The organism is Paenibacillus sp. FSL W7-1279, assembly GCF_037969845.1.
GTDB lineage: Bacteria > Bacillota > Bacilli > Paenibacillales > Paenibacillaceae > Paenibacillus_AQ.
In genome coordinates, this window is record NZ_CP150215.1 from 7,090,930 (window position 1) to 7,115,324 (window position 24,395).

23 protein-coding genes and 1 riboswitch are annotated in these 24,395 nt (G+C 53.9%); of the genes, 5 read left to right on the plus strand and 18 right to left on the minus strand.

The genetic code is table 11. From position 1 onward, the window contains the following. Positions 1–54 precede the first annotated feature (54 nt). The 11 genes from MKY82_RS32125 to MKY82_RS32175 form a co-directional block, all read right to left on the minus strand. Positions 55–1,080: a DUF2332 domain-containing protein gene (locus tag MKY82_RS32125; RefSeq protein WP_339295076.1), complete on the minus strand. Its 1,026-nt coding sequence runs from the start codon at positions 1,078–1,080 to the stop codon at positions 55–57. A 185-nt stretch (positions 1,081–1,265) separates the two neighbouring features. Next, positions 1,266–3,062 carry a thiol reductant ABC exporter subunit CydC gene (gene cydC / locus MKY82_RS32130; RefSeq protein ID WP_339295077.1) on the minus strand — a complete coding sequence of 599 codons (1,797 nt, stop codon included), beginning with the start codon at positions 3,060–3,062 and terminating at the stop codon, positions 1,266–1,268. After that, positions 3,059–4,927, minus strand: coding sequence for a thiol reductant ABC exporter subunit CydD (cydD, locus tag MKY82_RS32135; RefSeq protein ID WP_339296733.1), 1,869 nt, complete (start codon positions 4,925–4,927; stop codon positions 3,059–3,061). Before cydD ends, cydC begins: the two co-directional genes overlap by 4 nt. Beyond that, positions 4,927–5,943 carry a cytochrome d ubiquinol oxidase subunit II gene (cydB, locus tag MKY82_RS32140; RefSeq protein ID WP_339220443.1) on the minus strand — a complete coding sequence of 339 codons (1,017 nt, stop codon included), beginning with the start codon at positions 5,941–5,943 and terminating at the stop codon, positions 4,927–4,929. Before cydB ends, cydD begins: the two co-directional genes overlap by 1 nt. Beyond that, positions 5,930–7,333 carry a cytochrome ubiquinol oxidase subunit I gene (locus tag MKY82_RS32145; protein ID WP_071218780.1) on the minus strand — a complete coding sequence of 468 codons (1,404 nt, stop codon included), beginning with the start codon at positions 7,331–7,333 and terminating at the stop codon, positions 5,930–5,932. Before MKY82_RS32145 ends, cydB begins: the two co-directional genes overlap by 14 nt. A gap of 287 nt (positions 7,334–7,620) precedes the next feature. Further along, entirely contained in the window at positions 7,621–9,423 is a 1,803-nt protein-coding gene (gene ade / locus MKY82_RS32150) for an adenine deaminase (RefSeq protein ID WP_339295078.1), read from the minus strand. A 256-nt stretch (positions 9,424–9,679) separates the two neighbouring features. Next, a riboswitch (purine riboswitch) is annotated at positions 9,680–9,781 on the minus strand. A 106-nt stretch (positions 9,782–9,887) separates the two neighbouring features. After that, positions 9,888–10,466 (minus strand): NAD(P)H-dependent oxidoreductase, encoded by a 579-nt coding sequence (locus MKY82_RS32155; RefSeq protein ID WP_220687245.1) that lies wholly within the window; start codon positions 10,464–10,466, stop codon positions 9,888–9,890. 60 nt (positions 10,467–10,526) lie between these two features. Then, entirely contained in the window at positions 10,527–11,117 is a 591-nt protein-coding gene (locus tag MKY82_RS32160) for a TetR/AcrR family transcriptional regulator (RefSeq protein WP_220687244.1), read from the minus strand. Positions 11,118–11,276: 159 nt separating this feature from the next. Further along, positions 11,277–12,521 carry an MFS transporter gene (locus MKY82_RS32165; RefSeq protein WP_339295079.1) on the minus strand — a complete coding sequence of 415 codons (1,245 nt, stop codon included), beginning with the start codon at positions 12,519–12,521 and terminating at the stop codon, positions 11,277–11,279. A 140-nt stretch (positions 12,522–12,661) separates the two neighbouring features. Further along, entirely contained in the window at positions 12,662–14,419 is a 1,758-nt protein-coding gene (locus MKY82_RS32170; protein ID WP_339295080.1) for a HAMP domain-containing sensor histidine kinase, read from the minus strand. Next, positions 14,416–15,135, minus strand: a complete 720-nt coding sequence (locus tag MKY82_RS32175; RefSeq protein WP_194540020.1) for a response regulator transcription factor — start codon at positions 15,133–15,135, stop codon at positions 14,416–14,418. The genes MKY82_RS32170 and MKY82_RS32175 overlap by 4 nt, the downstream gene beginning before the upstream one ends. A gap of 141 nt (positions 15,136–15,276) precedes the next feature. On the opposite strand from MKY82_RS32175, the gene MKY82_RS32180 reads away from it, so the two are divergent. After that, positions 15,277–16,506, plus strand: a complete 1,230-nt coding sequence (locus MKY82_RS32180; RefSeq protein WP_220687242.1) for a DUF418 domain-containing protein — start codon at positions 15,277–15,279, stop codon at positions 16,504–16,506. A 189-nt stretch (positions 16,507–16,695) separates the two neighbouring features. Further along, positions 16,696–17,001: an antibiotic biosynthesis monooxygenase gene (locus MKY82_RS32185; protein ID WP_009590367.1), complete on the plus strand. Its 306-nt coding sequence runs from the start codon at positions 16,696–16,698 to the stop codon at positions 16,999–17,001. Positions 17,002–17,133: 132 nt separating this feature from the next. Here the strand turns inward: MKY82_RS32185 and MKY82_RS32190 are convergent, their stop codons facing one another. Then, positions 17,134–17,604 carry a hypothetical protein gene (locus tag MKY82_RS32190; RefSeq protein ID WP_194540023.1) on the minus strand — a complete coding sequence of 157 codons (471 nt, stop codon included), beginning with the start codon at positions 17,602–17,604 and terminating at the stop codon, positions 17,134–17,136. Positions 17,605–17,738: 134 nt separating this feature from the next. On the opposite strand from MKY82_RS32190, the gene MKY82_RS32195 reads away from it, so the two are divergent. Then, positions 17,739–17,870, plus strand: coding sequence for a DUF4023 domain-containing protein (locus MKY82_RS32195; protein ID WP_009590359.1), 132 nt, complete (start codon positions 17,739–17,741; stop codon positions 17,868–17,870). A gap of 88 nt (positions 17,871–17,958) precedes the next feature. Here MKY82_RS32195 and MKY82_RS32200 read toward each other — a convergent pair whose 3' ends face one another. The 5 genes from MKY82_RS32200 to MKY82_RS32220 all read right to left on the minus strand — a co-directional run bounded on the left by MKY82_RS32200 (position 17,959) and on the right by MKY82_RS32220 (position 21,352). Next, positions 17,959–18,300 carry a DUF1801 domain-containing protein gene (locus tag MKY82_RS32200; protein ID WP_339220451.1) on the minus strand — a complete coding sequence of 114 codons (342 nt, stop codon included), beginning with the start codon at positions 18,298–18,300 and terminating at the stop codon, positions 17,959–17,961. Positions 18,301–18,342: 42 nt separating this feature from the next. Then, on the minus strand, positions 18,343–18,741 hold the full coding sequence (locus MKY82_RS32205; RefSeq protein WP_339295081.1) for a VOC family protein: 399 nt from the start codon (positions 18,739–18,741) through the stop codon (positions 18,343–18,345). A 116-nt stretch (positions 18,742–18,857) separates the two neighbouring features. Further along, complete coding sequence (locus MKY82_RS32210) at positions 18,858–20,120, minus strand: RNA polymerase sigma factor (protein WP_194540026.1); 1,263 nt, start codon at positions 20,118–20,120, stop codon at positions 18,858–18,860. Next, positions 20,120–20,551 carry a YciI family protein gene (locus MKY82_RS32215; protein ID WP_009590355.1) on the minus strand — a complete coding sequence of 144 codons (432 nt, stop codon included), beginning with the start codon at positions 20,549–20,551 and terminating at the stop codon, positions 20,120–20,122. The genes MKY82_RS32210 and MKY82_RS32215 overlap by 1 nt, the downstream gene beginning before the upstream one ends. A 243-nt stretch (positions 20,552–20,794) precedes the next feature. Beyond that, the gene (locus tag MKY82_RS32220; RefSeq protein ID WP_194540027.1) at positions 20,795–21,352 is read right to left on the minus strand and encodes a CGNR zinc finger domain-containing protein; all 558 of its coding nucleotides are present in this window, start codon (positions 21,350–21,352) and stop codon (positions 20,795–20,797) included. A 195-nt stretch (positions 21,353–21,547) separates the two neighbouring features. On the opposite strand from MKY82_RS32220, the gene MKY82_RS32225 reads away from it, so the two are divergent. Beyond that, positions 21,548–22,729: an epoxide hydrolase gene (locus MKY82_RS32225; RefSeq protein ID WP_339295082.1), complete on the plus strand. Its 1,182-nt coding sequence runs from the start codon at positions 21,548–21,550 to the stop codon at positions 22,727–22,729. A 70-nt stretch (positions 22,730–22,799) separates the two neighbouring features. Beyond that, the gene (locus tag MKY82_RS32230) at positions 22,800–23,354 is read left to right on the plus strand and encodes a DNA topology modulation protein FlaR (RefSeq protein ID WP_220687236.1); all 555 of its coding nucleotides are present in this window, start codon (positions 22,800–22,802) and stop codon (positions 23,352–23,354) included. A gap of 17 nt (positions 23,355–23,371) precedes the next feature. Here MKY82_RS32230 and cysK read toward each other — a convergent pair whose 3' ends face one another. Continuing rightward, entirely contained in the window at positions 23,372–24,286 is a 915-nt protein-coding gene (gene cysK, locus MKY82_RS32235) for a cysteine synthase A (protein WP_339295083.1), read from the minus strand. Between the last annotated feature and the right edge of the window lie 109 nt (positions 24,287–24,395).

Below are 24,395 nucleotides of genomic sequence, written 5' to 3' on the forward strand. Positions count from 1 at the left end.
GCACCACACGATTCGCTGTGCTTCTTCAATCAAGCTAACGGCACTATTCCCAATTCACAACAGCCACTGGAACCAGCGAGCATGCCCATCCGTCCGCGCGACCGTAAACTCGCTTCGCACGCCCCCAAGGATATAGTCCGCATGAAGATCGCCATCCTGCATATTGTTGTAGACATGCACGATATCGCGAACCCTTCCGATTTCATTTAAGTGATGCAGCAGCTTTTGCTTGGATGCCTCCGGGATCTGATTAGCCACATGCGTATGAAATACGCAAATGGCGGCCTCCTCAGGGATGCCCTTCACGATATCGGGAAGCAGGTCGGTGCCGTCCCCTTCCCGGAACTGTATCCCGGACTGCTGCTTCAATACCTCCGCCGCATGCTCCAGCATGGATACCCTGTCGTGATTACCCGGCCAGATTAAAGACCGCAGCCACAAAAAGTGCTCCGGGTTCCGCACGTCATTCAAATGCAGATCGATCCCCATCCGATAGACCACCGGGGGAATGGAAGCTGGCAGGAACGGCATCCGACCTCCCCTGATCTCCGATGTAATATGAACCTTCGACCCCGCTAGGCCGTAACGAATCGCGTCTCCATAGGAGTAGCTGTACTGATCCCACAGCAGCTGCAATCCGGCACTGGTTCCAAGCTCCACCAAGGCAAGCGGCTTACGGACCTTATCATAGATCGAGCAGAACACCGGGTACAAATACGCACAGCGGCGGACTTCGTTCGTCTGTACCCGTTTACTCTCCAGGATCCGGATAATGGCTGCCTGATGCTTCAGCACAAATGAACGAAAATAGGGATAACAGGAGCTCATTTCCTTCGGATGCTCCACTAGACCCGGGTAATACGCCCTCAGATCCGGCCCCTCACCCTGCAGCAGCAAATATTGGACGGCGCCAAACAGCATATTGGGGACAGGCTGGCCTGCAGGAACATACGCAGCGACTTGCAGCAGCTCTTCATCATCGGCTATATGGCCAGCCAAGTACTCATAGAACACACTGGATCCCGGACATTCCCGTTCAGCAAAATGACGAAACACGTTCACCAACTGTTTCGAATCCACCCTACACCACACCCCTAACGTTGTAATTAACCCTTTATCCTGGCTTAAGACTAATGTTACATCTTTCCAGAAGGCGCGTGGATTCTGATCTTTTATCGGGCTTATAAGAAAAAAAGAAGGCAACAAAAAGAAGAACCGCCCTCCTGAAAAGGCCGGTTCTTCTGCTGGCAAATCGCTATCGCTGTCTATATCGCCGGACGATCCAAACGGTACAGGTTCCGATACCGCGGATATCGCTGCATCAGCTCATCATGGGTACCCCGCATGACGATTTGACCGTCTTCCATGAAGAGGATCTCATCCATGCGCTCCACGCCGACCAGATGATGCGTCACCCAGATCAAGGTCCGGTCCTGCAGGCTGGCGAATATGGTGGACAGCAGTTCCCGCTCGGTTTTGGGATCCAGCCCGACCGTAGGCTCATCCAGAATGACAACGGGTGTTTTCTGCAGCAGGATTCGAGCCAAAGCCACGCGCTGGCGCTCTCCTCCGGAGAAACGCTGTCCGGCTTCCTGCATTCGGGTGCGAAGACCTTCCGGAAGGGAAGCCACCAACGGTTCTAGCCGTGCCAAAGCAACCGCGTCCCGTATTTCCGCTTCCGTGGCATCCGGCTGTCCGAGCCGGATGTTGTTTGCTAGCGTCGTATCGAACAAATGCGGACTCTGGTTCAACACCGAAATAACGGAAGATATCTCATCGCCAAACCGCACGGAATCCACTCCGCCTAAAGTCAGGCTGCCCCCTGAGGGTGCCAGCACACCCTGAATCAGCTGCAGCAGGGTGGATTTGCCAGCACCTGAACGCCCTATAATGGCTACCTTGGCCCCAGGAGGAATATCCAGGGATACATCCGTTAACGTAGCCCCTTCCCCATTCATACCGGATCGTTCCAGCCCGGATTTGCCGCCTGCCGCCTGATCATAACGGAAGCTGACGCCATCCGCCTTCACATGGACACCGCTGCTTATGACAGATTCGATCTCTCCCTTATTGAGCTGTTGACCCCGATTCCGTTTCCCTTCAGATGTTTCGGCGCTTTCTATCGCCTGAAGCCTTGCGACCGATTGGCCGTACTGCGGAATCCGCTCCACGGCTTCGGATACCGGCAGGAATGCGTCCATTAACGGGAACACAACCAGCACGCAAGCCGCGATCAGCGTAACATCGATCGAGCCGTCCGCATACTGCCTTCCTGACCAATACACCATCGATACCACCGTCACGGCAACCACGCATTGGCCGATAAAAGCCCGAAGACGCGACCAGCGCTTGAGAGAGCGATCGGTCCGGTCGACCTCCGCTTCATCCGCCTCATATCCGGTCAGGAATTCCGTCTGCCGGCCGCTGACATACCATTCATGAATGCCCAGTACCGCGTCGGTCAGCTTCTGGTAGAGGTTGCTTCGTGCCTGCTTCATTTCCCGGTTCTTCCGCTTGGTGAGCAGCAGGGAAACGAGCGGCAGTACCAGAATCAGCACGGCTGCATACAGCGCGAGCAGAAGAGCAAATGCCGGATCAAACAAGCCGACGGCCAGAATGACCCCGGCGTATAACACAAGCGCAACAATCGTTGGAAAGACCGTACGAATATAGACGTCCTGCAAATACTCGATATCATCGGAGAGCACGCCCAGCAGATCCCCGGTGCGGTACCGGGAGGATAAACGGAGGGCTTGCGGTTCCAGAATGCGGTACAGCCGCAGGCGCATCTGGGACAGGATGCGAAGAATCGTGTCATGCCCCACCAGGCGCTCCACGTAATGGATGACCGCGCGTCCGATGCCGAAGGTCCGAACCCCTACGGTCGGCACGTATACCATCAGGATATTTTCCGGCCGTAGGGCGGACTTGGAGATCAAATACCCGGATGTGAACATCAGCATCCCGGCGAACAGGATCGTGAGCACACCAAGCAACACAATCAGCAGAAAGCGCCAGAAGTTTGCCGTTACATAAGGCCGAAACCACGATTCCTGCTTCATTGTACTCCCTCCATCTGCGATGTAATCAACCCATAATAGACGCCTTGCCGAGCGATAAGCTCCTCGTGGGTTCCCGTTTCCGCCACCCGCCCCTGATGCAGAACGATGATGTAATCCATATCCTGCATCCAGTGCAGTCTGTGCGTCGCGAGGAATACCCACTTATCTTGAAAAAGGGAAAGCATCGTCTCCTTCAGCTCGTATTCCGTCTCGATATCCAAGTGGGCCGTCGGCTCATCCAGCAGCAGAACCCGCCGGTCGCCGAGCAGCGCTCTGGCCAAGGCCACGCGCTGTGCCTGACCGCCGCTTAAAGCGCGCCCGCCGCCGCCGATCATCTCTTCAAGTCCGCCAGGCAAGCTCTTCACCAGATCTGACAGTCCCGCTGCTTCGACTTGCACTGTGGACGCCTCCGGTGCATAGAAGCGCACATTATCCGCCAAGGTAGCACCGAATAAATACGGCTGCTGCGGCATATAGGTGACCTCGGTCCGCCACGCCCGCCGGTTTCTGTCCTCCAGCTTCACGCCGTTTAGCTCCATCACGCCGGATGTAGGCGCCATAAATCCACCCAGTAGCTCGATGAGCGTGGATTTGCCGGCCCCGCTCTCCCCGACGATGCCGATCTTGCGTTGACCCGGTATCCGGAAGCTGACATCCTCCAAGGAGGCCGGCCCCAACTCTTCGTGCCTGAGGCCGATTCCGGACAGCTCCAGCACGCTTTGGTGATCCCATTGGAATCGCGGCTGCGGTCTGAGGCTGGAACTAGAGAAATTATTTTGAATTTTAAATGTTAAGCCCGTTGAGGTCCGTTCCATCGTTCCTGCCGCCGGGGTTTCAAGCGCTCCAGTTGGCTCGAATGGACCTGCTCCATTGACCGAACCCTCCGCAGCAACAGAACCCGAGATTCCACCCAAACGCCCTTTCCGGGCCTCTTGAATCATGGATTGCATCGCTTTCCCTGCCTGCTTGCCGTCCAGCGTGGCATGAAAGTCCGCCCCGACCATGCGCACCGGTAGGAAATACTCCGGTGCCAGGATCAGGATGAGCAGCGCGGGCAGCAGCTCCAGGCTGCCGTTTATGAGGCGCAAGCCCAGGTTTACCGCAACAGATGCCACGGACAGCATCGTAAAGAAATCCAGTGCGAAGGACGACAGAAACGCCACGCGCAGCGTCCGCATGGTAGCTGCACGATATCCCTCGCTGACCTGCTGTATACTCTCGCTGTGCTTACGGCTCTGTCCCAAAAACTTCAGGGTAGTGAGCCCTCTCAGCGAATCCACAAAATGATTGGACAGCATTCGGTAGGAATCCAGCTGCTGCTCAGTTTGCTTTCTCGCGGCAAGCCCTACGAGGATGAGAAATACGATCAGAATCGGCATGGTCACCAGCAGAATAATGCCTGATATCCGGTCCGTCATGAACACGTACAGCCATACCAGCGCCGGGGTAATGCTCGCCCCCATCAAACGCGGTATGGTCAGCTCCGCATATTTGCGGAACTTGCCGATGCCCTCCAGCACAAGCGTAACCACATTGCCCGTTCCTTCCGACCGGACAAAGGACGGCCCATTCCGAAACAGCTCATCCAGCAGCTGCTTCCTCAGGCTCGTGCCCGTCTCCTCGGCAAAGCGCTGTGCGAATCCTTGCTGCACAGCCGAGATGCCGTGGCGTGCCAGAAATGCAAGCAGGAACAAGGCAATGGTCTCCCCCTGCTCCTGCAGCGTTGATCCCGCAAACAGGGCGGATACGGCTTCCGCCAGCCACTTGGCTTGCAGGAGGATGGCCATGCTCTGTGCCAGGGTACATACGGCGACAAGGAAGAATACCGTCTTGGCGCCTTTGTATCCCAGCAGATCTTTTCCCATCAATACTCCAAATGCTCCTTCTCATGTACCCGTTTGTGGAAAACGAAGTAACTCCAAATTTGATAGCCCAATACGAAAGGCAGCAGCGTGACCGCCACAATCGTCATAATCTTGAGGGAATACGGTCCGGAGGCCGCATTATAAATAGTCAGGTCAAATGCGGAATGGATGGAACTGACCATCACGCGCGGGAACAAGCCCACGAACACGGACGTTACCAAGAGTGCGATAACCGCCCCGGTCATCCCGAAGGCCCAGCCGTCCCGTTTGATGTTCATGAAATATCCGCCCAGCAGGAATGCGAGCAAAGCCAGCACCAGCAGCACGGTTAACGCCACGCCACGCTTCTCGAAGATATCGGTCATGAAATACGTCATCACTCCGAATGCAACGAACAGGGCCGCTACGGGAAGCAGGAGTCTCCGGGCCATACGGCGCGCCCGTTCCTGAAGATCCCCCATCGTGCGCAGTGTTGTGAACATCAAGCCATGCAGCAGGCAGAGCATCACCATCGTCAGTCCGCCAACCACAGTATAGCCATTCACAACATCAAACAATCCGGCATGCAGCTGCATCTCCTCGTTAATGGGGAGCCCCTGAATGAGGCAGGCAAAAACAACGCCGAGCAGGAATGGCGGAAGCACGCTGCCGATGAAAATCGCACCGTCCCACACCCGTTTCCAGCGAACATCGCCCACCTTGCCGCGGAATTCAAAGGCCACCCCGCGTCCGATCAAGGCCAGCAGAAGAAAGACAAGCGGAATGTAGAAGCCGCTGAACAGCGTCGCATACCAATTCGGGAAGGCGGCGAACATGGCGCCGCCCGCCGTCAACAGCCAGACCTCGTTGGCGTCCCAGAACGGGCCGATCGAGTTGATCAGCACCCGGCGCTGGGTATCATTTTTGGCCAGCAGCTGCGTGGACATCCCGACCCCGAAGTCGAAGCCCTCCAAGAAGAAGAACCCTATAAACAAGACGGCAACGAGCACAAACCACAGTTCGTTAAGAGACAGCATTGTAGCCCTCCTTATTAAACGGATCGCTTGCGTGGTGGTCCTCTTCCTCCGCCGCATACGGTCCTTTCTTAATGACTTTGATAAATAGATACGCCATAACGGCTGCCAGCACCGCATAAATGGCAGTAAACATGATCAGCGAGAACAGGATCGAGCCTGCGCTGACGTTCGGTGAAACACTGTTCTCCGTAGTGATCAGTCCGAATACCGTCCAAGGCTGGCGTCCGATCTCCGTCATGATCCATCCCGACGTATTGGCGATGAACGGCAGCGAAATGCCGAGCAGCATCAGTCTGAGGAACCATTTGCCGGCCTTCTCGACCTTTTTGCGCAGCATCAGCCACGCTCCGTACAATCCCAGCAGAATCATGACGCTGCCAGCGGCCACCATAATCCGGAAGCTCCAGAAGGTGGTACGAACCGGCGGAATATAGTCTCCAGGACCATATTGCTGTTCGTACTGCGCCTGCAGCTCCTTCATCCCGATGACTTCACCGGAAAACTTGCTGTAGGACAAAAAGCTGAGCAAATACGGGATTTTAAACTCCATCGTGTTCTCCTGCTTATCCGGATCGATGGCCGCAATGACCGTCCAAGGCGCAGGATCATCGCTCGTTTCCCACAGGCTCTCCGCAGCGGCCATCTTCATCGGCTGCGTATCCACCAAATACTGCGCCTGCTGGTGACCGAATACCGCAACCAGAATGGAGGTGATGAGGCCAATCACGATGGCGATGTGAAATGATTTCTTAAAGAAATCCAAATCTTGCTTCTTCATCAGCTTGTAGGCACTCACACCTGCAACGAGGAACGCCCCGGTTGCCAGTGCCCCGAAGATCGTGTGCGGGAACTCCACCAACAGCTGACCGTTCGTAATCAGTGCGAAGAAATCATTCATCTCCGCCCGCCCATTATTCATCTCGAATCCGACGGGACGCTGCATGAACGAATTCGCTGCCAGAATCCAGAATGCGGACATCAGGGTGCCGAAGGACACCAGCCAGATACTAAGCAGATGGACCTTCTTTGATAAACGGTCCCAACCGAATATCCACAGTCCAATAAACGTCGACTCTAGGAAAAACGCCAGCAATGCTTCAATGGCAAGCGGTGCGCCAAATACGTCCCCGACAAACCTTGAGTAATCCGACCAGTTCATGCCGAACTGGAATTCCTGCAGAATCCCTGTCACAACCCCGACCGCAAAGTTAATCAGGAACAGCTTTCCCCAGAACTTCGCCATTTTCTTGTAGACTTCCTGGCCTTTAACAACATACATCGTCTCCATGATGGCAATCAGAAACGCCAACCCGATGGACAACGGTACGAAAATAAAGTGAAAAATGGTTGTCGATGCGAATTGAATTCGCGCCAGCATAACCGGATCCATATCAGATACCCCTTCCTTTAGCTCACGTGATCACTTCAAATTTGATTCTTTTTGTATTGTCGCAGACCACGCCCTAAAGGATTGTGATAAACATCACAATATCAGGACTGAAACTGGAGCAAAAAGTTATAAATTTGTGACGAAAATCACTAAGTGAATTGCGATTTTGTGCACATCGAGGAAAATGGAAAGGACTCGCTGCCTCTGCTCGCGATTTAAAAGCCTGTATTTACAATATAAAAAGCAGGCTGACATGAAGGCCAGCCTGCTTCGGTGTATCTGCGCCCTTATTGAACCGCGCCAATCTCGGTCTCGATGAGCTTGAATTCCGTTACGTCCGCGATCGCGCGGTTGGTTATGCGGATTTCCGGAATCACCGGCAGCGCAATGAGCGAGAAGGTCATGAACGGGGCATGAATGTAGCATCCGAGCTCCTTCCAAGCTTCCTCCAAGGCAGCGACCTCCTCCGCTACGATCTCAACCGGACGGTCCGCCAGCAAACCGGCAATCGGCATCGCCACCTTCGCCAGCACCTTGCCGTCCCGTACTACGATCATGCCGCCACCGCACGCGGCCAGCTCATTCGCCGCGAGTGCCATATCTTCGGCATTCGTGCCCATCACCAGCAGATTGTGGCTGTCATGCGCTACTGTGGACGCAACTGCGCCGGATTTCAGTCCGAAGCCGCTCGCAAAACCGAGCGAGATTTGCCCCGTCGTGCCGTGGCGTTCAATGCATGCCAGCTGAACCACGTCCTGATCCAGGTCTGGCTGGATCACCCCTTGCTCCACGGAGAGCACCGCTGTCATTTTAGCGGTACGGGCGCTGTTCTCGATGACGCGCACCACGTTCACTTCCGTGCGCGCTGCATCGAATTTGCTGCGCAGCAGAAAGTCATCCGCAGTAAGCGAACGCTGCAGTTTGACCGAGTTAAAAGCTTTTTCCGGGTATTGATATACAGGGAACGCCTTCACGAGTCGGCCGTTCTCTGCAACCACTTCGCCATCCGTGATCACAACGGAAGGGACCATGCTCAACAGATCATCAATCAGCAATATATCCGCCGTTTTGCCAGGTGAAATGCTGCCAAGCTCCATGTCCATCCCGAAATAACGAGCCACGTTGATCGTTCCCAGCTGGATCGCCGTAACCGGGTCCACGCCCTCTTCCATAGCGCGGCGGACCACATGGTTCATATGTCCGAGTCTCAACAGCGTCTGCGGATACACATCATCCGTAACCAGAGAAATATTGTCTGTGCGCACCTTATCTTCCGTTATGACCTTAACAACTTCCTTCACATCCTGCCAAGCCGAACCCTCGCGGATCATCAGGTGCATGCCGAGGCGAACCTTCTCCAAAGCCTGCTCCCGGGTTACCGTCTCATGGTCGGAGCTTACGCCGGTTGCCATATATGCCTGCAGCATCCGGTCGTCCTCTGCCGGAAAATGCCCGGTCACCGTCTTGCCTGCACGCAGCGTGGCTTCGATCTCCCCGCTCATGGTCGGATCGCCATACACGACGCCCGGGAAATTCATCACTTCGCCAAGCCCGGCAACACCGGGCCATGTCAGCCCTTCCTCAATGTCGGCTACGCCCAGCTGCGCCCCGGCATCCTCCAGATCGAAGGTTGACGGCACACACGAAGGTATGGTGGTGAACACCTTCATCGGCAGCTGCTGCCCTTCCTCGTGCATCCAGCGCACGCCCTCCATGCCGAATACGTTGGCAATCTCATGGGGATCCATATATACCCCTGTCGTTCCGCTAACGATAGCCGCCTTGGCAAACTCGGTCACGGTGAGCATCGTGCTCTCCACATGCATATGGCCGTCGAGCAGGCCCGGCGAGATATAGCGGCCATTCGCTTCGATGACCCGAGTCCCCTCCCCGATCGTGTGATCCGCGTTGCCGATATAAGCAATGCGCCCGGAGGCCATGGCCACGTCCACTCGCTCCTGAAGCTCGCCTGTAAACACATTTACCAGCGTGCCGCTCTTGATGACCAGATCGGCTGGCTCCTGTCCTAAGGCAACCTTCCCCAGCTGCCGGCTGACCTCGTATCGTTTCTGTCTCTGGATTGAACTCATGATGATTGCACGCTCCCCTTTTTTTAATGAACGGTAAGAATACAAAATCGATCCGCTGTATAACACGCCAAACACCCCGGGCAGCGTATCTGCCCGGGGTGCCTGTACTTATATCCATAGAGGAAGAGAAGTCCCGTGCATCAGCAATGGTATGCTATCTAGTCTGCACATCACCTCATCCGTTAAAACCTGCCGGATTCCAATCAAGATGATTTTCCAGCCCGGCTTCCATAATTGCGGAGCTTTAGCTGGGTGGTGGGATTCTCAACCTTCATGTAGTCAAGTCATTTACGGTAACCTGGTAGAAACGCCTGGGCCCTATTCCCCGGCATATACATCAAGATTTGATTTTGAAAAAACGTACCCTTCCATTCTTTTCGTTTCATTTGTTGTATGAATTATAATCCTCCTGCCCGAGAAGTCAAGCCATTGGAAGGAACTGTACATCACACACTCTGCCAGCTTTAGGCCAATTTCCGTCCCATTCTGTGTACACGCTCAAGCCATTGCTTTCTTGCCACTTCAGGCATTTTGCGAAGCTGCGTAATGTTCGTGGCACGCACACTGCCTACGCCGCAAAACTTCAGAATGGAATGTTTCATCATTTGATGCCCCGGCTGGCCGAGATAGAAACGGTAGTAGACGTACGGCGAATCCATCGTGACGATCAGACGGGCCGTCTTCCCTTTGAGCAGCTGCTCCGGCAAGGGCGAGTTCTTGCGGTATTTAAAGGCAAAGCCCGGCAGAAACACCCGGTCGATGAACCCTTTGAGCAGCGCCGGCATGCCGCCCCACCAATTCGGGTACACAAATACCAGGTGATCCGCCCAAGAGATCAGTTCCTGCGCTTTTTGCAGATCCGGCTCCAGCGGTTGTTTACCCTTATAGCCGCCGGAGAGATTCAGGTCAAACTCCAGCTCCGCAAGCACCAGCTCCCGCACCTCCGCCCCGGACTCGGCCGCCCCCCTCGCATAGACCTCGGCCAGCAGGCTGCCATAGCTGTTCGCAATGGGATTGCCTTGAATAATTAAAACCTTTTTCATATGTTTCTTCCCCCTCGTAATTTGGTTAACAAACACTAACCTAATGGTAAAAAGAAAAGGTCACGCCGGACCTTTTCCCAAACCTGTTAATGCCAATAAATGCGCCGTCACTTCAGATGCCAGCGGCGACAAAGGTTCCTCCAGCTCCCCTTGCATCGTTGCGATCGCCAGCTGGTTGAATGCACCGATGATTAGCACGGCGGTTAACCGCGTATTCTGCGGCGGAATATCCCGCTGCAAGACCGCTTGCTCAAGCAGATCATGCAAGGCGTCCAGCGGCTGGCGTCCTCTGCTCTTGAGCACCTCCGTAAACAGCTCGTGATGCTGGGACAAGAGCAGCAAGCCGTATTTATCCTCGTCATACGAAGCCAGCACCCGGGTGACGAGCGCCGACAGCCGCTCTGTAAACAAGCCGGGGCGGGACGCATAATCATCCACCAGACGCGTATAGCTGCTGCAGTATTCCTCGAACGCCTCCGCTGCCACGGCATCCTTATTCGTAAAATGCTTATAGATCGCCGCATCCGTTACGCCCGCCGCCGCGCCGATCTCCTTCACCGATACGCCGTCCACGCCCTTCTCCGCGAAGAGCTTCATGGCAGCCTGCAAAATATCCTTCTTCTTGCTATCGAAATGTGGTTTCTTTTTCATGCTCATATCATAAGTGAACACTAACCAAATTGCAATAACCAACGTAAAAAAGAGGCTCCTCCTTGCCCGGAGTGCCTCTCCATTCATATTTCTTCGCTTTTCGCCGCTTAAAATGCACACCCAACCTTTTTTAACCATGAGCTCAATCTCATGCCTATCTTAAGCTCCGGCTTCAACAGGCGCCGCCTTTACCTTTTTGCCGTACAGCAGCATAAGCGGGATGCTGATCACGAATGCCCCGGCAACTAGCAAGAAGGGAATTCTCGGATCAACTCCATATGCCCAGCCGCCAATGATGCCGGATGGCGAAATGACAATGAGGATGAGCACCTGGAGCAGCGCGAATATTTTGGCGCGATTCTCATCGTCAATGGCGTTGGCCACCGCAGTCTCCAAGTATGGGTACGTCATCATGATGCCGATTGCGGCAATGACGGTGCTCAAGCTCAGCACCAGCAGATCCCCTTGCGGCGCAAACACCAGTATGACATTGGACAATACCGATATAACGAACCCCCATACCATCGTCCGGTGCACATGCTGCTCTCCGATTCGGGGCATGATCCACCGCATGAATATGAGCATAATTACGGAGGAGAATGCCGGAAAGACGGAGATCAGGCCGCTCCCCAAATGCAAATATTCCACCATGAAAATGGAGACGTAGGTCGTCTTCACCGTCATCTGAAAATTAAATAATATATACACGCCGAAGATCATCAGCAGCAGCGGGTTTCCGAGCATGCTCTTCATCACCGAAGCATAGTCGGACATCCCCTCCCGCAGGCTCATTGCCTTCGTTTCTTTCATCTTGCGGTAACCGATATCCGTCTCCCTTGTCGCATAGTGGCGCCCGATGAACTGGATCGTCATCAGGATACAGGCCAACACGAACATGATGCGCACCCCGGGCACAAGCGTAAAATGATACACCAGCAGCCCGCCGATCGGTGCAAACAAGCCGCCGACGACGCTAATCAGCTGCAGCAGCGTAAAGACATAGGTCCTCTCCTTCGGCGCGGTGTCCTCCACCAGCAGACAGTAAAAGGCGGTATGCGGCACCTTCTGAAAGCCGTTAATGACCGCCGCGATCACAAAAAACCAGAAGTTCTGCGAAACCGCCCAGAGCAGCGTAGCCACGGTCCAGCTTAGTACGTCGAAGTACAGCAGCGCTTTTTTTCTGCCTAAACGGTCCGTTAAATACCCGCTGAGAAACGAAGAAAGCACCTGCACAAGCAAACCGATGGAGGTAATCCAGCCGATTCCCGTCTCGGTTACCCCAAGTTGGTACATGTAGATCGAGGTGTACGTCGTGAACATGCTGTAAGGAATAAGAAACAGCGGCTCGTAAACGAGACAGCCCCGCGCATTGCCAGTCAATTGCCGAAACGAAGTAGAACCCATAATATCCTCCGGACCTGAAGTGTAGTCGTTGCTTAGCCATTATAGCGCAACCGGGCCTGCAGCAGGATAGGAATGTTGAAGGATTTTTGAGGCGATTCGGGAAATGCCGATCCAATCAGCAAGGTTACTCCTTGCCGCGCTCAGCAGCCCCTTTCACCTTCTTGTAAGCCAGCCTCAGGCAATAGCACGGTGATGGTGGTTCCTCGGCCCACTTCAGACCACACCTTTACCCGGCCCCGATGCGCTTCGACAATCGCCTTGGCGATACTCATCCCGAGTCCCGAGCCGTCCATGCTCTCTTCAGTATTCGTTCCCCGGTAGTAACGCTCGAACAGATTGCAGCGGGTCTCTTCGTCCATCCCCACGCCTTGATCCGCAACCACGATCGCCGCACCGCCCGGACGTCTCTCCACCCGGACCTCAACGTTTACCCCATCCGGATTATGCTTCACGGCATTCGTGATCAGGTTATCCATCAACCGCTGCAGCCACTTGGCATTGCCGTCGACGAGCAGCGCCTCTTCGCCGCCGATATAGTTGAAATTCGCATCCAGCGTAGCATCATTGACGTATTTCAGCACGCAGCGGCGCACCAGCTCATTCAGGTCAAGCCGGGTCAGCTCCTGCGGGCGGATCTCGCTTCTCAGACGGAAGACGAGCGAGAAATCATTGATCAGCTCCAGCATGTAGTCCCCTTTTTCCCGAATCACCGTTCCCATCTCCCGCAGTTCCTCCTGACTCCAATCCTGCGGTGCATTCTCAAGCATATAGCCGTAACCCTGGATGGAGGACAACGGAGTACGCAAATCATGCGATATCCCGGACATCCATTCTTCCCGGTTACGATCGAGCCGCTCCCGTTCCCTCTCGGTCTCGGCAAGCTGCTCCGCCATCTTGTAAAACGAATGAATCACTTCCTTGTACAGCTTGAAGCGCGTGCGCAGCTTTCCGTTCTTACGGAATACCCGCTTCCGGTCCTTCGGCGTCAGCACTTCCTCGTAAGCTCCGCTCCCCATCCGCTCAAACCACCCGGTAAACAGCAGCAGCGGCCGGCTGTACCGATATCCATGCCATATGGCGACCCCTAGCGACAGCACAAGCACGCAGACCATCGTCCATAACGCCACGCGGATCAGCTCGTTCATCATCGGTCTTTTTTCCAGCGCCCCGTCCTGCGGCGTATGATATACCCAGGTGTTGCCGCTGTCCGTATCGCGATAAACCGCGATATGCGTGGAATACGTGCCCGGCTGCTCCTGCATCGTAATGATCTCCAGCGGGTGGTAGCTTACCTTATTGTCTGAATCTGTTCCAATCGCTTGGACAACGCGGCCCTCCCGGTCAATGACATGCAAATAACCGCCTAGACCGGCTAATTCGCGTTCAAGCTCCGCTTCATCCTCCGGCCTCACCCTGCCGCCGTTCTGGTAATGGGCATACCATTCCCGAAGATGGTCCGAACCCTCATCGATACGTCCGATCAGATACAGCAGCGGTTCTTCATAGGTCAGATCCATCTGCCAATCCATCGTGTACTCGCCGAGACGGCGCTCCTCCTTGATCTCGAGCAAGGTGCTTACCGAGTACTCCGACGGAACATCCGGAGCCGTATTGGTGGAAAGAATCACGTTTCCGTCCATATCCACCACTTGCAGCCACATCTCCTTCTCTTGAAGCAGGAGCTTCCACTGTTCCTGCAGCAGGACCTCCCCATTCTCCGTCACCGTCTCGGTCACGATGCTGTTCAGGACACCTGTCGGAAAGTTCCGTTTGATCTCATCCTCGCTGATATGTTTGATCAGGAAGAATAAGAGCACGATCAGGAAGCAAAACATAAACGCCGAGAACGCAATCAATTGGTACGTAAAATGAAAGGCCAGCCTTCTGCGCAGTCTCATCGGGCTTTCTCCTTAACCAGCTTGTAGCCGAGCCCCCGGACCGTCAACAAATATTGCGGGTTGCTCGGATCCTCCTCGATGCGTTCACGGATGCGGCGGATATGTACCATGACGGTGTTGTCCTCGCCCATGCCGTCGATGCCCCACACGGCTTCGTACAGCTGAGACTTGGAGAATACGACCCCCGGATGCTTGCAAAAATAAAGCAGCAGCTGAAAGACCTGCGCCGGACAAGGCACAGGCTCTCCCAGCACCGTCAGCTCCCCGGCGGATTCATCGACCTTAAACCGGCCGAAATCCCATGCACGCTGTATCACCGGCTGCTCGGCCGACACGGTGGCCCCGATGCCGCCACGGCGCAGACGCGCCTTGATCCTTGCGGCAATCTCCAGCGGATTAAAGGGCTTGGTGACATAATCGTCCCCGCCCATCGCAAAACCGGTCAGCACATCCAGATCCGACGCTTTGGCCGTCAGAAACAGAATGTGCGGACTGCCATAGGAGCGAATCTGCGGACAGAGATCAAATCCCGTGCCGTCCGGCAGCATGACATCGAGCAGCACGATATCCGCTCCATGTGCAGCGATTTCGCTAAGCGCTTCCTTACAGCTGGAAGCCGTATATATGCGGTTAAAGCCTTCCTTGCGCAGCACCATCTGCAGCATTTTCACAATGGAAGGTTCGTCATCTACAATTAAAATTCGTGTTTGATCCATTTTATCCTCACCCGACATTTATGCTAGCACAACAACCTTAACAGGAGTTAAACAAATGCTAGAAGAGTTAAGAAAAAGTTAGGTTGCCGTTTCCGAGTTATTTCATTTCGAGCTTTATACTTGGTGTCAGAGGTGATTGACATGAATTCAAATAAACGTTCCACGGCCGTGGATGCGATTCGCGGCTTGAGCTTGCTCGGCATCCTGATGGCCAATATGCTTATTTTTCAATACGGCATGTTCGGCAAAGACGAGCTGCATTTCTTCCAGCCATCCACGCTGGATCTGATCAGCCATGACATGCTGAAAGTATTCGTAGAGGGCAGCTTCATGCCGATCTTCACGTTCCTGTTCGGTTACAGCATGATCAAGATGCGGGAAAGCCTGATCGGCAAAGGGCTCAAATACGGACGCAGCTTTTTCCGCAGGTCCGTGCTGCTGATCGTTCTCGGTTTGCTCCATTCGACATTCATCTGGGAAGGCGATATTCTGCTGTTTTACGGAGCGATCGGACTCTTCCTGGTGCTGTTTGTGAAACGGAAGGCCAAAACAATCCTGATCTGGGGGATCCTCTTACTGGCGCTGATGTCCCTCCTCGGATATGGCTCCATGGAGCCTACGGCAGGTGAAACCGAGCGTATGGAGAATTATGTGAAGCAGTCTATTGAGGTGTACGGCAATGGCACGTACCGCGAGATTCTGAACTTTCGTTCAACTGAGGAAATGCCCATCGACCTTCCGGATTGGTTGATGCTGCTGGTCATTCTGATTGCTCCGCTGATGAGCGCGCCAATGTTCCTGTTTGGTATGGTCGCCGCCAAACGCGGGCGCTTCCTTCATCCCTCCATGGAGATCAAGCTGTATCTAAGATGGTCTCTGCTCATACCGGTCGGGCTTGGACTAAAGACAGCAGGGGTTATGCTCGGATCCACCCACGGCTGGAGCGGCGTACTTACGATGCTTGGCGGACCTCTGCTCGCGCTGGGTTATATACATCTGTTCGCTTCCCTATATGCCTTCTCTTCTAAACAATCGGTCATCATCCGGGCGTTTGAAGCGGTTGGACGGATGTCGCTAACCAACTATCTAACGCAAAGCGTTGTGTGCGTACTGATATTCTACGGATTCGGGCTGGGTATGTTCGGCAAGCTCGGCGTGCTGCAAGGAGCGCTGCTGGCCGTCCTGATCTATGCTGTACTGGCAACGGGCAGCCTGCTCTGGTTGAAACGGTTCCGCAGCGGACCCGTTGAACGGCTGCTGCGCATCGGCACCTATTGGTCATGGAGCGGCAGGGCGAAACCCAAAGTCATGACGCCGGCTGCAGCCGTACCTGCGGCAGAGTTTCCGGCAGAAGGTCCTCCGGTGACTTAATTAATTATGCCGCAGCTTTGGCTTAAAGCCGGGGAGCCCCAGCTACGAGGCTCTTGTGGCTCTTGTGGCTCTTGTGGCTCCCTAGCTCCCAAGATGAAATCGGCCCTTCCGTTCAGGTATAATGGACATACAGGCAAGGGCTAGACATTTTTGGAATTTATCCGGTCATCATCGAAGGAGGAATCTTGCATGCTGGTTGTTACAAACTCGATTAAGGTTAAACCGGGCTTCGGACAAGAAATTGCGCAGCGATTCGCTGAAGCGAAGGGTGTCCAGGAGATTGAGGGATTCGTGCGGATGGAAGTATGGCACGAAGCCAAAGAAGGCGCAGAGGCAGAGGAACTGAAGGTCTCTACGGTATGGGAAGACGAGGAAGCGTTCAAACGCTGGACTTCCAGTGAATCGTTCAGGCAATCTCACGGTCAGGGCCGAAACGAAAATATTTTAGGCGCTTCCTTAAACAAATATGAGCTGTTGATCAGTCATAAGAAGTAATATGGAACGGGTTCCCACCCTAAATACCCCGCCCGGGCGTTTGCCTGTGGCAGGGTATTTTTTTGCCGTGGGATGATAATGCCTTCTCCCTTCATTCCGTTCACGATCCCTGTGAAACCAATAGGGACATCCTCAAGGCCCCTGATCGTTTATCATGTACCCCGGCAGCAATTCAGGGTTGTGGGATCGACCCAGCTCGACCATGTACTTGTTCAGATCGTTCAACTCGGGACCCGCCAGCACATATAATTGTCCATCCACCTCGAACTCGTTCGCCACGCGAACCTCCTGCTCGCCCTGCACGACGTCCATAAAGAACAGAAATCCCGGTTTCTCGTTAGCCGTGATCCGCTTGGCTTGAAGATTGTCCACTCGCTCCATAACCGGTTCTATGTCCTGCTTCTGATCCAGCACCATCCGTGTGCCATCCCCATAAACCACATGAATGGCCTTCACCTTCGCTGCATCCAGCTTCATCAGTTTCTTGACGGAGTACAAGCTCTTGTCTGCAGACCCCGCATCCTCGTCAAATCCGCTGCAGCCGACCATGCTCAGAACAACGATAATTCCAACCATCATGATGAACGCGAGCTTACTGGACAACCCTTCATCCCCCCAAACGAAAATCTCACCATCTGTATCCACTCCAAAGTCACCAAATATGATCAGGGCGAAATGGTTATATTAAGCACGATCAGGCAAAGCCATACATTCTGAGCAAAAGGAGCTTACGTCATATGGAAAGCACGCACGATTTTGTGGAAAAAATGAACGAGAATGCGGAGAAGGCCCGTCGCAACAAGGAAAATCATGGCAAAGGAACGCCAAGCGACAAGCTGCCGACCAAGCAGCACGGCACCAAGAAGTAATGACGCATACCGCGATCCTCACAGGATCGCGGTATGATATCAGCAACGGTTCGAACACCGGTTATCCGTGCTTCCTACTACATATGATTTACAGTCCGTCGGATGCCTGCTTCAACAAGGATCCGAGCGCATCATAATCGACATGCTGCCCGGACGAAATTTTGATGGTCTTTCGCTCAGGCGGTCCTTCAAACGACGCTTCAGGCCAATCCAGGCGATCCGCATTGAAAATCGTAAAGCTTACGGCGCTCTTCGCGACGCTGATCACGGCTGCATATTTTCCGTTTTTCAGAAAATGGGGCTTTTTGTATTGAAGCCGTTCCGAAACGTCCGGGATCGTGCCGTGCACAAGCTCCCGAAGCCGCTCGCTGACCTCCACCTTCCAGGTATCACTAATGGCTGCAATGTAATCCGTAACTTCTTGATTCATCTTATTGGCTCCCTCTGTATCGTAGTATGGTATTTTTTCAACTCAGCCCTGATGAACCATCTGCCAAGTCATGCCGAACCGGTCCACCACTTCACCGTAGTAGGCTCCCCAAGGCTGCAGAGCAAAAGGATATTTCTCAGTACCCCCATCGCTGAGATGGCGATAGGCAGCCCGGGCGTCTTCCTCGTTACCGAACGTGATGGCCAGACCCATGCTCGTGCTCTTGCCAGTTTCCTGAAACGCATCGGTGAGGATCAGCTTGTTGCCGCAGGCCAGCGTTAACGACATGTGCATAACCTTATCCTGATGGACTTCCGGTATGCCCGGCATGTCCTTGAAGGTAGTCAGCAAATCGATCTCTCCACCCAGCGCTTGCATGTAAAAATTCGCCTGACCTCTTGCATCCTCCGAAATAATAAAAGGTACCATTTGTGCTTGCATGTTCATCTTCCTCTCGGTTTTTTTGTTTTATATCTAAATGACGAACGAGGTTTTATGTAATCGACACATCTTCATATTTTTTTAAAAAGTTTTTTTAAAAGTTTCTTTAGTTTGTCTTAGGACTCCGCTGACAGGCATTCTGCCGCACGGTCAAGCAGCAAAGCACGTTCCCTCAGGTTATCCGTTAGCGATGCGGCCAGCTTGAACTCCGCGCAGGCTTCGTCCAGACGTCCCAGCTTGAAGAGCAGGTCTCCCCTTACGCTCGGGAGGAGATGGTATCCCTTCAAGGCCGGCTCGCCACGTAAAACATCCACGATCTCAAGCCCGATCTCCGGACCGAAAGCCATGGAGAGGGCCACGGCCCGGTTCAATTCCACGATGGGCGAAGGAGAAACCTGGGCCAAGGCCTCATATAACGCGGAGATGCGAATCCAATCGGTCTCTGCTGCAGTGGGCGCTCCGGCATGACAAGCGGAGATGGCAGCTTGTATAGCGTAAGGTCCCGTCATTCCACCCAACCGCTCGATCCGATCCAGAGCGGCAAAACCGCGCCGAATCAATAAATGATCCCACAAGGCCCGATTCTGATCCATGAGCAGGACAGGCTCCCCCTCCGCATTGACCCGGGACTTGAACCTAGAGGATTGAAATTCCATTAACGCAACCAATCCATGCACCTCGGCCTCCGTCGGCGCGATCTCTGCCAGCACCCGCCCGATCCGAAGCGCTTCCTGGCACAGCAGGGGACGAATCCACTGGCTGCCCGAAGACGCTGCATACCCCTCGTTAAACATGAGATAGATGACCTCAAGAACCGATGACAACCGCGGTTTAAGCTCGGCTCCCTGAGGAATCTCGAATGCCACCCGGGTCGCCGACAGCGTCCGTTTGGCACGAACGATTCGCTGCGCGATCGTCGGTTCAGGCACAAGATAGGCGTGAGCAATCTCCGCTGTCGTTAATCCGCCGAGCAAACGCAGCGTCAGAGCTACGCGCGCCTCAGGGGAAAGAACCGGATGGCAGGTCATGAAGATCAGCCGCAGCAGATCATCGTTCACTTCCCCCGCCTCCGGCACCTCCATATCCGAATCCATCCGGGAATCCATTTCGCGTCCGAGCAGCTCATACTTCTGATCGCGTACCTTATTCCGGCGCAGCAGATCCAGCGCTTTGCGCTTCGCAGCGGTCATGAGCCATCCACCGGGATTATCCGGTATTCCGTCCATCGGCCAGTGTTCCAGCGCAGCGATTAGCGCATCCTGAGCAAGATCCTCGGCGATCCCGACGTCACGAACCATTCGAGTCAGGTAGGCAATGATTTTGGAGGATTCGATTCTCCAGATGGCATCGATCGTACGATGGGTATCTTCAGCTGACATTATGGATTCTGCCTTTGAATGTGTTCACGCATTTCGTATTGTTTAGCCTGCGCCTCCGGATCCTGCGTCAACTCTGTCGGTTCAAAGACCTGGCGGAGCTCGATCTGGCCCGCACCGAAGCCGTGCGGATCCGGCATGCGTTTAGCCCATTCGATCGCCTCTTCCCTCGTCTTTACTTCGATCAAGGTATACCCCGCGATCAGTTCCTTCGCTTCCGTAAAGGGACCGTCGGTAATTTTCGGCTTGCCCCCCGGCTCTGGATAAGATATCCGAATGGCGCCCGAGCTTGGATGGAGCCCGTCGGCAGCAAGGAGCACGCCAGCTCTGGCCAGCTCCATGTTGTACCTCATCATGGCATCCAATTGCTCCGCGCTTGGCAGCACGCCTGCCTCGGAATCCTCGGTTGCCTTTACAATCATCATAAATCTCATTCTTATTCCCTCCTGGTTATCAAGATTAAACTTAAAATTTTCGTTCTATGCTTAACCAACGAATAGAGAATCCCCTAATCGACAAAGGCGTCAACATTTTTTAAAAAATAATAGGTTACAACCATTTCGTTGCTGGGCCGTGTATTCCTGTTAAAAAATTCGGCGCCATGAAAAAAAGACCAATCAAGGCAAAACGCTTGATTGGTCGATGGACTGATTCAAAACAGGTACCATGGCTGCGATTCATCCCATGGACTTACTTCGCTCCCGATATGTTTTATTCTTCGCCCGATTGCCGCAGGCTTTCATCGAGCACCATTTTCCCGTTCCCGGCCGCGAGCGGTCAACGAATACCCACTGACAATCGTCGGCCGTACACACTCTCAATCTGCCCCACATATTCTTTTCACGAAGCCGAAATACCATAATCAACAGCCGGGCCATCCCCCCTCTTCCTTGTGTATCCACTGGCTCCATGGCGTCTGCGGTTTCACCGAAACGGCAGAAGAACCGGTACTGACCGGCTACACGGTTTAACGCTTGGAAGCCAGCTCCCTGATGATCATGTATATTATTCGGAATGGCTGCTCGCAAGCCGCCCCGCAGCTCACGGGCCAAAACCAGGTCCTCTTCGGATACGGTGTCCTGCTCCAGAATAAAGCCGTTGCTTAACAGCCACATGCGCAGATCCTCCGCGGACTGAAGGAGCTCCACACCCGGATCCCCCTCATACCGCATGCGTTTATCATGGGTGTTGATAAAATCCGCGATGATTTCGAGTTGATCAAATTCATGTCCCACAACAAACAAACCTCCTATTGATTTCTCCATAACAAACCAGTAAAGTGTATTTATCGGTTAGCTAACCAGTTATATATTTTTAAAGGTCACTCGCAATATAGGAAAGCCCTAGCCCTATGGCTTCATTTACCTATCTACCGCAAGTTTGTTGTTATCAGTATACCAGACTCCCATTCTTTCCAAGAGGTGATACGAATGAAGATCCAACCGTTTTCTTTTCAAATCGAGCCCGCTGCCATTGATGATTTATATCGGCGCCTGGACATGACCCGATGGCCTGACGAAATCCCCGGCGGACAATGGGATTATGGAATTCCCCTTGATTTCATGAAGGATATGGCCGCCTACTGGAGACATGAGTTCGATTGGGAAGCCTTCCAGCGTTCCATTCATGCCTTTCCGAATTATATCGCTGAAATTGATGGAGTCGACATTCACTTCATACATATTAAGGGCAGCGGCGAACACCCCATCCCGCTCCTCATCGCTCACGGTTGGCCCAGCTCCTTCTATGAAATGCTGGAACTTGTCCCTTTCCTTACGAATCCTGAGCAATTTGGCGGCCATGCGGAAACAGTCTTCGACATTGTCATCCCATCGATCCCGGGCCATGGATTCTCAGGTATCGAACTGCGTCCGGGCTTTGAAGATCGCCAGGCAGGGGAACTGCTCATGAAACTCATGACGGGGCTCGGTTACGAACGATTCGGCGCACACGGCTATGATATCGGAGCCAGCATTCTGGGGCTCATGTGTCTCGACCATCCCGACCGGTTCATCGGCTATCACACTACATCGCCAGGGAACCCCAGTCCCTATGTGGATTCAAACTCCACGCTTTCGGCCGAGGAGGCTGAGTTCCTCGACTATCAGAAGCAATGGGGGCGCGAGGAGGGCGCTTACGCCCATATACTGGGCACACGGCCGCAGACGACAGCCTATGGATTGCATGATTCACCCGTTGCGCTGGCCGCATTCATTCTGGAAAAATGGCACTACTGGACATCTCCCGAGGAGGGTGATGTGTTGCAGCATTTCAGCAAGGCGCAGCTCATGGCCAACGTCTCCATCTACTGGCTGACCCAGAGCATCAACGCCTCGAACCGCTATTATTTTGAAGGCAAGCATACGAGGTGGCCGGGGCCCGGAGAAGGTTCTCCTGTACCGCATGGTGTCACCTTAAACTCTCAACGGAACGAGCGTCCTCCCCGATCCTATGTGGAACGGATCTTCCCGAATGTGATCCACTGGAAGGATCTAAATGCAGGCGGACACTTCATTGCAGCGGAACAACCGGCCCAGATTGCCGAGCAAATCATGGCATTCTTCAAGCTGCTCCGCGATTCGCCGCAGGATGCTCTGGAATTTTACGAATAATAAGACAGGAGATCGCCGCATCGATACCGAAATGATGAACTACCATTTCTCATGAATGCGGTGATCTTCTATGAATATGAAAATTCCGAACCGGATTCATATAATCGGCTCCGTCGGAAGCGGTAAAACGACACTCGCCAGGACACTGTCCGCCCAACTGCACATTCCTTATTACGAGCTCGACAATGTGGTGTGGGAGCGAGCCGAGCCGAACGATATTCGGAGGAGTGAAGCAGACAGGGATGCGATGTTACTAAGTATCGTCAACAAGAAATGCTGGATCATCGAAGGCGCTCACCTCAAATGGGTCAGCCCCAGCTTCTGCCGTGCAGATCTTATCGTATTCCTGAACCCCTCTTATTCAACAATAACCTACCGAATCATCACAAGGTTCATCAAGCAGCGACTGCGACTTGAACAGGCCCACTACACCCCCACCTGGGACATGTTCAAAAAAATGTTCGCATGGAGCGCAGCTTATCAGCGGGAAGGCAGATATCAGATTCAGGATACGCTCGAAGATTATCCCGGCAAAGTCGTCGTCGTAAACGATCTCAAACAGCTTAAACAACGGCTCGAACATTGGAGGTCGCCCATAGAACAGCAAGAAAGGACCTCCGGTTAACCAGAGGTCCTTCTGACTTAGAAAATATCCATGCTCAAATACCGCTCTCCCGTATCCGGGGCAATGCAGACAACCCGCTTCCCTTCCCCCAGCCGCTTCGCTACGCGAAGAGCAGCGAATACCGATGCGCCGGAGGACGGCCCTACCAGAATGCCTTCCCTGCGAGCCAAGTCCCGCACCGTTTGCAACGCATCCTCGTCGGCGATCTGGATGATCTCATCATATACGCCCGTATTCAGAATCTTCGGTACAAAGCCCGGGCTCGTGCCCACCAGCTTGTGCGGTCCAGGCTGACCGCCGGAGAGCACGGGCGAGCCCTTCGGCTCGACTACCGCGATGTGCAGGTCCGGCAAGGACTTTCGCAGCTCTTCCCCGGTTCCGGTTACGGTACCACCCGTTCCCGCCGTCGCCACGAAGGCGTCAAGCCGACCTTCCATCTGCTCCAATATTTCCGGCGCCGTAGTCACCCGGTGAATGTCCGGGTTGGCCGCATTCTCGAACTGCTGCGGAATGAAGCTTCCGGGAATCTGCTCCTTGAGCTCCAGCGCCTTGGAAATCGAACCCGGCATGCGTTCGCTGCTCGGTGTCAGCACAACCTCCGCGCCGTACGCCTTCAATATATTGATCCGTTCCTTGGACATATTGTCCGGCATAATCAGGATAGCCCGGTAACCCTTCGCGGCCGCAATCATCGCCAGGCCAATGCCGGTATTCCCGCTTGTTGGCTCAATAATGGTTCCGCCCGGCTGGAGGAGTCCTTGTTCCACGGCGGTATGAATCAGGTTGTACGCCGCGCGGTCCTTCACGCTGCCGGAAGGATTGAATCTCTCAAGCTTTACATAGACATCCGCAGCGCCTGGAGACACTAGGCGCTGAAGTTTCACCATGGGCGTCTGACCGATCATATCCACCACACTGTTATAAATCTTCACGATGTTGAACTCTCCTTTATATATGAAGTGAAATCATTCTCCACCAAACCGAATTACTATAAAGACAATAAGCTTACTCGGATTATAACAAAAACGTTCTCCGGCGTAT

Bases quoted from the DNA above. Each gene is read 5' to 3' on its own strand.
- MKY82_RS32170 (WP_339295080.1), bottom strand. From the start codon at position 14,419: ATGAGACTGCGCAGAAGGCTGGCCTTTCATTTTACGTACCAATTGATT.
- cydD (WP_339296733.1), bottom strand. From the start codon at position 4,927: ATGGGAAAAGATCTGCTGGGATACAAAGGCGCCAAGACGGTATTCTTC.
- MKY82_RS32175 (WP_194540020.1), bottom strand. From the start codon at position 15,135: ATGGATCAAACACGAATTTTAATTGTAGATGACGAACCTTCCATTGTG.
- MKY82_RS32180 (WP_220687242.1), top strand. From the start codon at position 15,277: ATGAATTCAAATAAACGTTCCACGGCCGTGGATGCGATTCGCGGCTTG.
- MKY82_RS32160 (WP_220687244.1), bottom strand. From the start codon at position 11,117: ATGAAAAAGAAACCACATTTCGATAGCAAGAAGAAGGATATTTTGCAG.
- MKY82_RS32165 (WP_339295079.1), bottom strand. From the start codon at position 12,521: ATGGGTTCTACTTCGTTTCGGCAATTGACTGGCAATGCGCGGGGCTGT.
- MKY82_RS32225 (WP_339295082.1), top strand. From the start codon at position 21,548: ATGAAGATCCAACCGTTTTCTTTTCAAATCGAGCCCGCTGCCATTGAT.
- MKY82_RS32215 (WP_009590355.1), bottom strand. From the start codon at position 20,551: ATGAGATTTATGATGATTGTAAAGGCAACCGAGGATTCCGAGGCAGGC.
- MKY82_RS32230 (WP_220687236.1), top strand. From the start codon at position 22,800: ATGAATATGAAAATTCCGAACCGGATTCATATAATCGGCTCCGTCGGA.
- cydB (WP_339220443.1), bottom strand. From the start codon at position 5,943: ATGCTGTCTCTTAACGAACTGTGGTTTGTGCTCGTTGCCGTCTTGTTT.
- MKY82_RS32210 (WP_194540026.1), bottom strand. From the start codon at position 20,120: ATGTCAGCTGAAGATACCCATCGTACGATCGATGCCATCTGGAGAATC.
- MKY82_RS32205 (WP_339295081.1), bottom strand. From the start codon at position 18,741: ATGCAAGCACAAATGGTACCTTTTATTATTTCGGAGGATGCAAGAGGT.
- ade (WP_339295078.1), bottom strand. From the start codon at position 9,423: ATGAGTTCAATCCAGAGACAGAAACGATACGAGGTCAGCCGGCAGCTG.
- MKY82_RS32185 (WP_009590367.1), top strand. From the start codon at position 16,696: ATGCTGGTTGTTACAAACTCGATTAAGGTTAAACCGGGCTTCGGACAA.
- MKY82_RS32200 (WP_339220451.1), bottom strand. From the start codon at position 18,300: ATGAATCAAGAAGTTACGGATTACATTGCAGCCATTAGTGATACCTGG.
- MKY82_RS32155 (WP_220687245.1), bottom strand. From the start codon at position 10,466: ATGAAAAAGGTTTTAATTATTCAAGGCAATCCCATTGCGAACAGCTAT.
- MKY82_RS32195 (WP_009590359.1), top strand. From the start codon at position 17,739: ATGGAAAGCACGCACGATTTTGTGGAAAAAATGAACGAGAATGCGGAG.
- MKY82_RS32145 (WP_071218780.1), bottom strand. From the start codon at position 7,333: ATGGATCCGGTTATGCTGGCGCGAATTCAATTCGCATCGACAACCATT.
- cydC (WP_339295077.1), bottom strand. From the start codon at position 3,062: ATGAAGCAGGAATCGTGGTTTCGGCCTTATGTAACGGCAAACTTCTGG.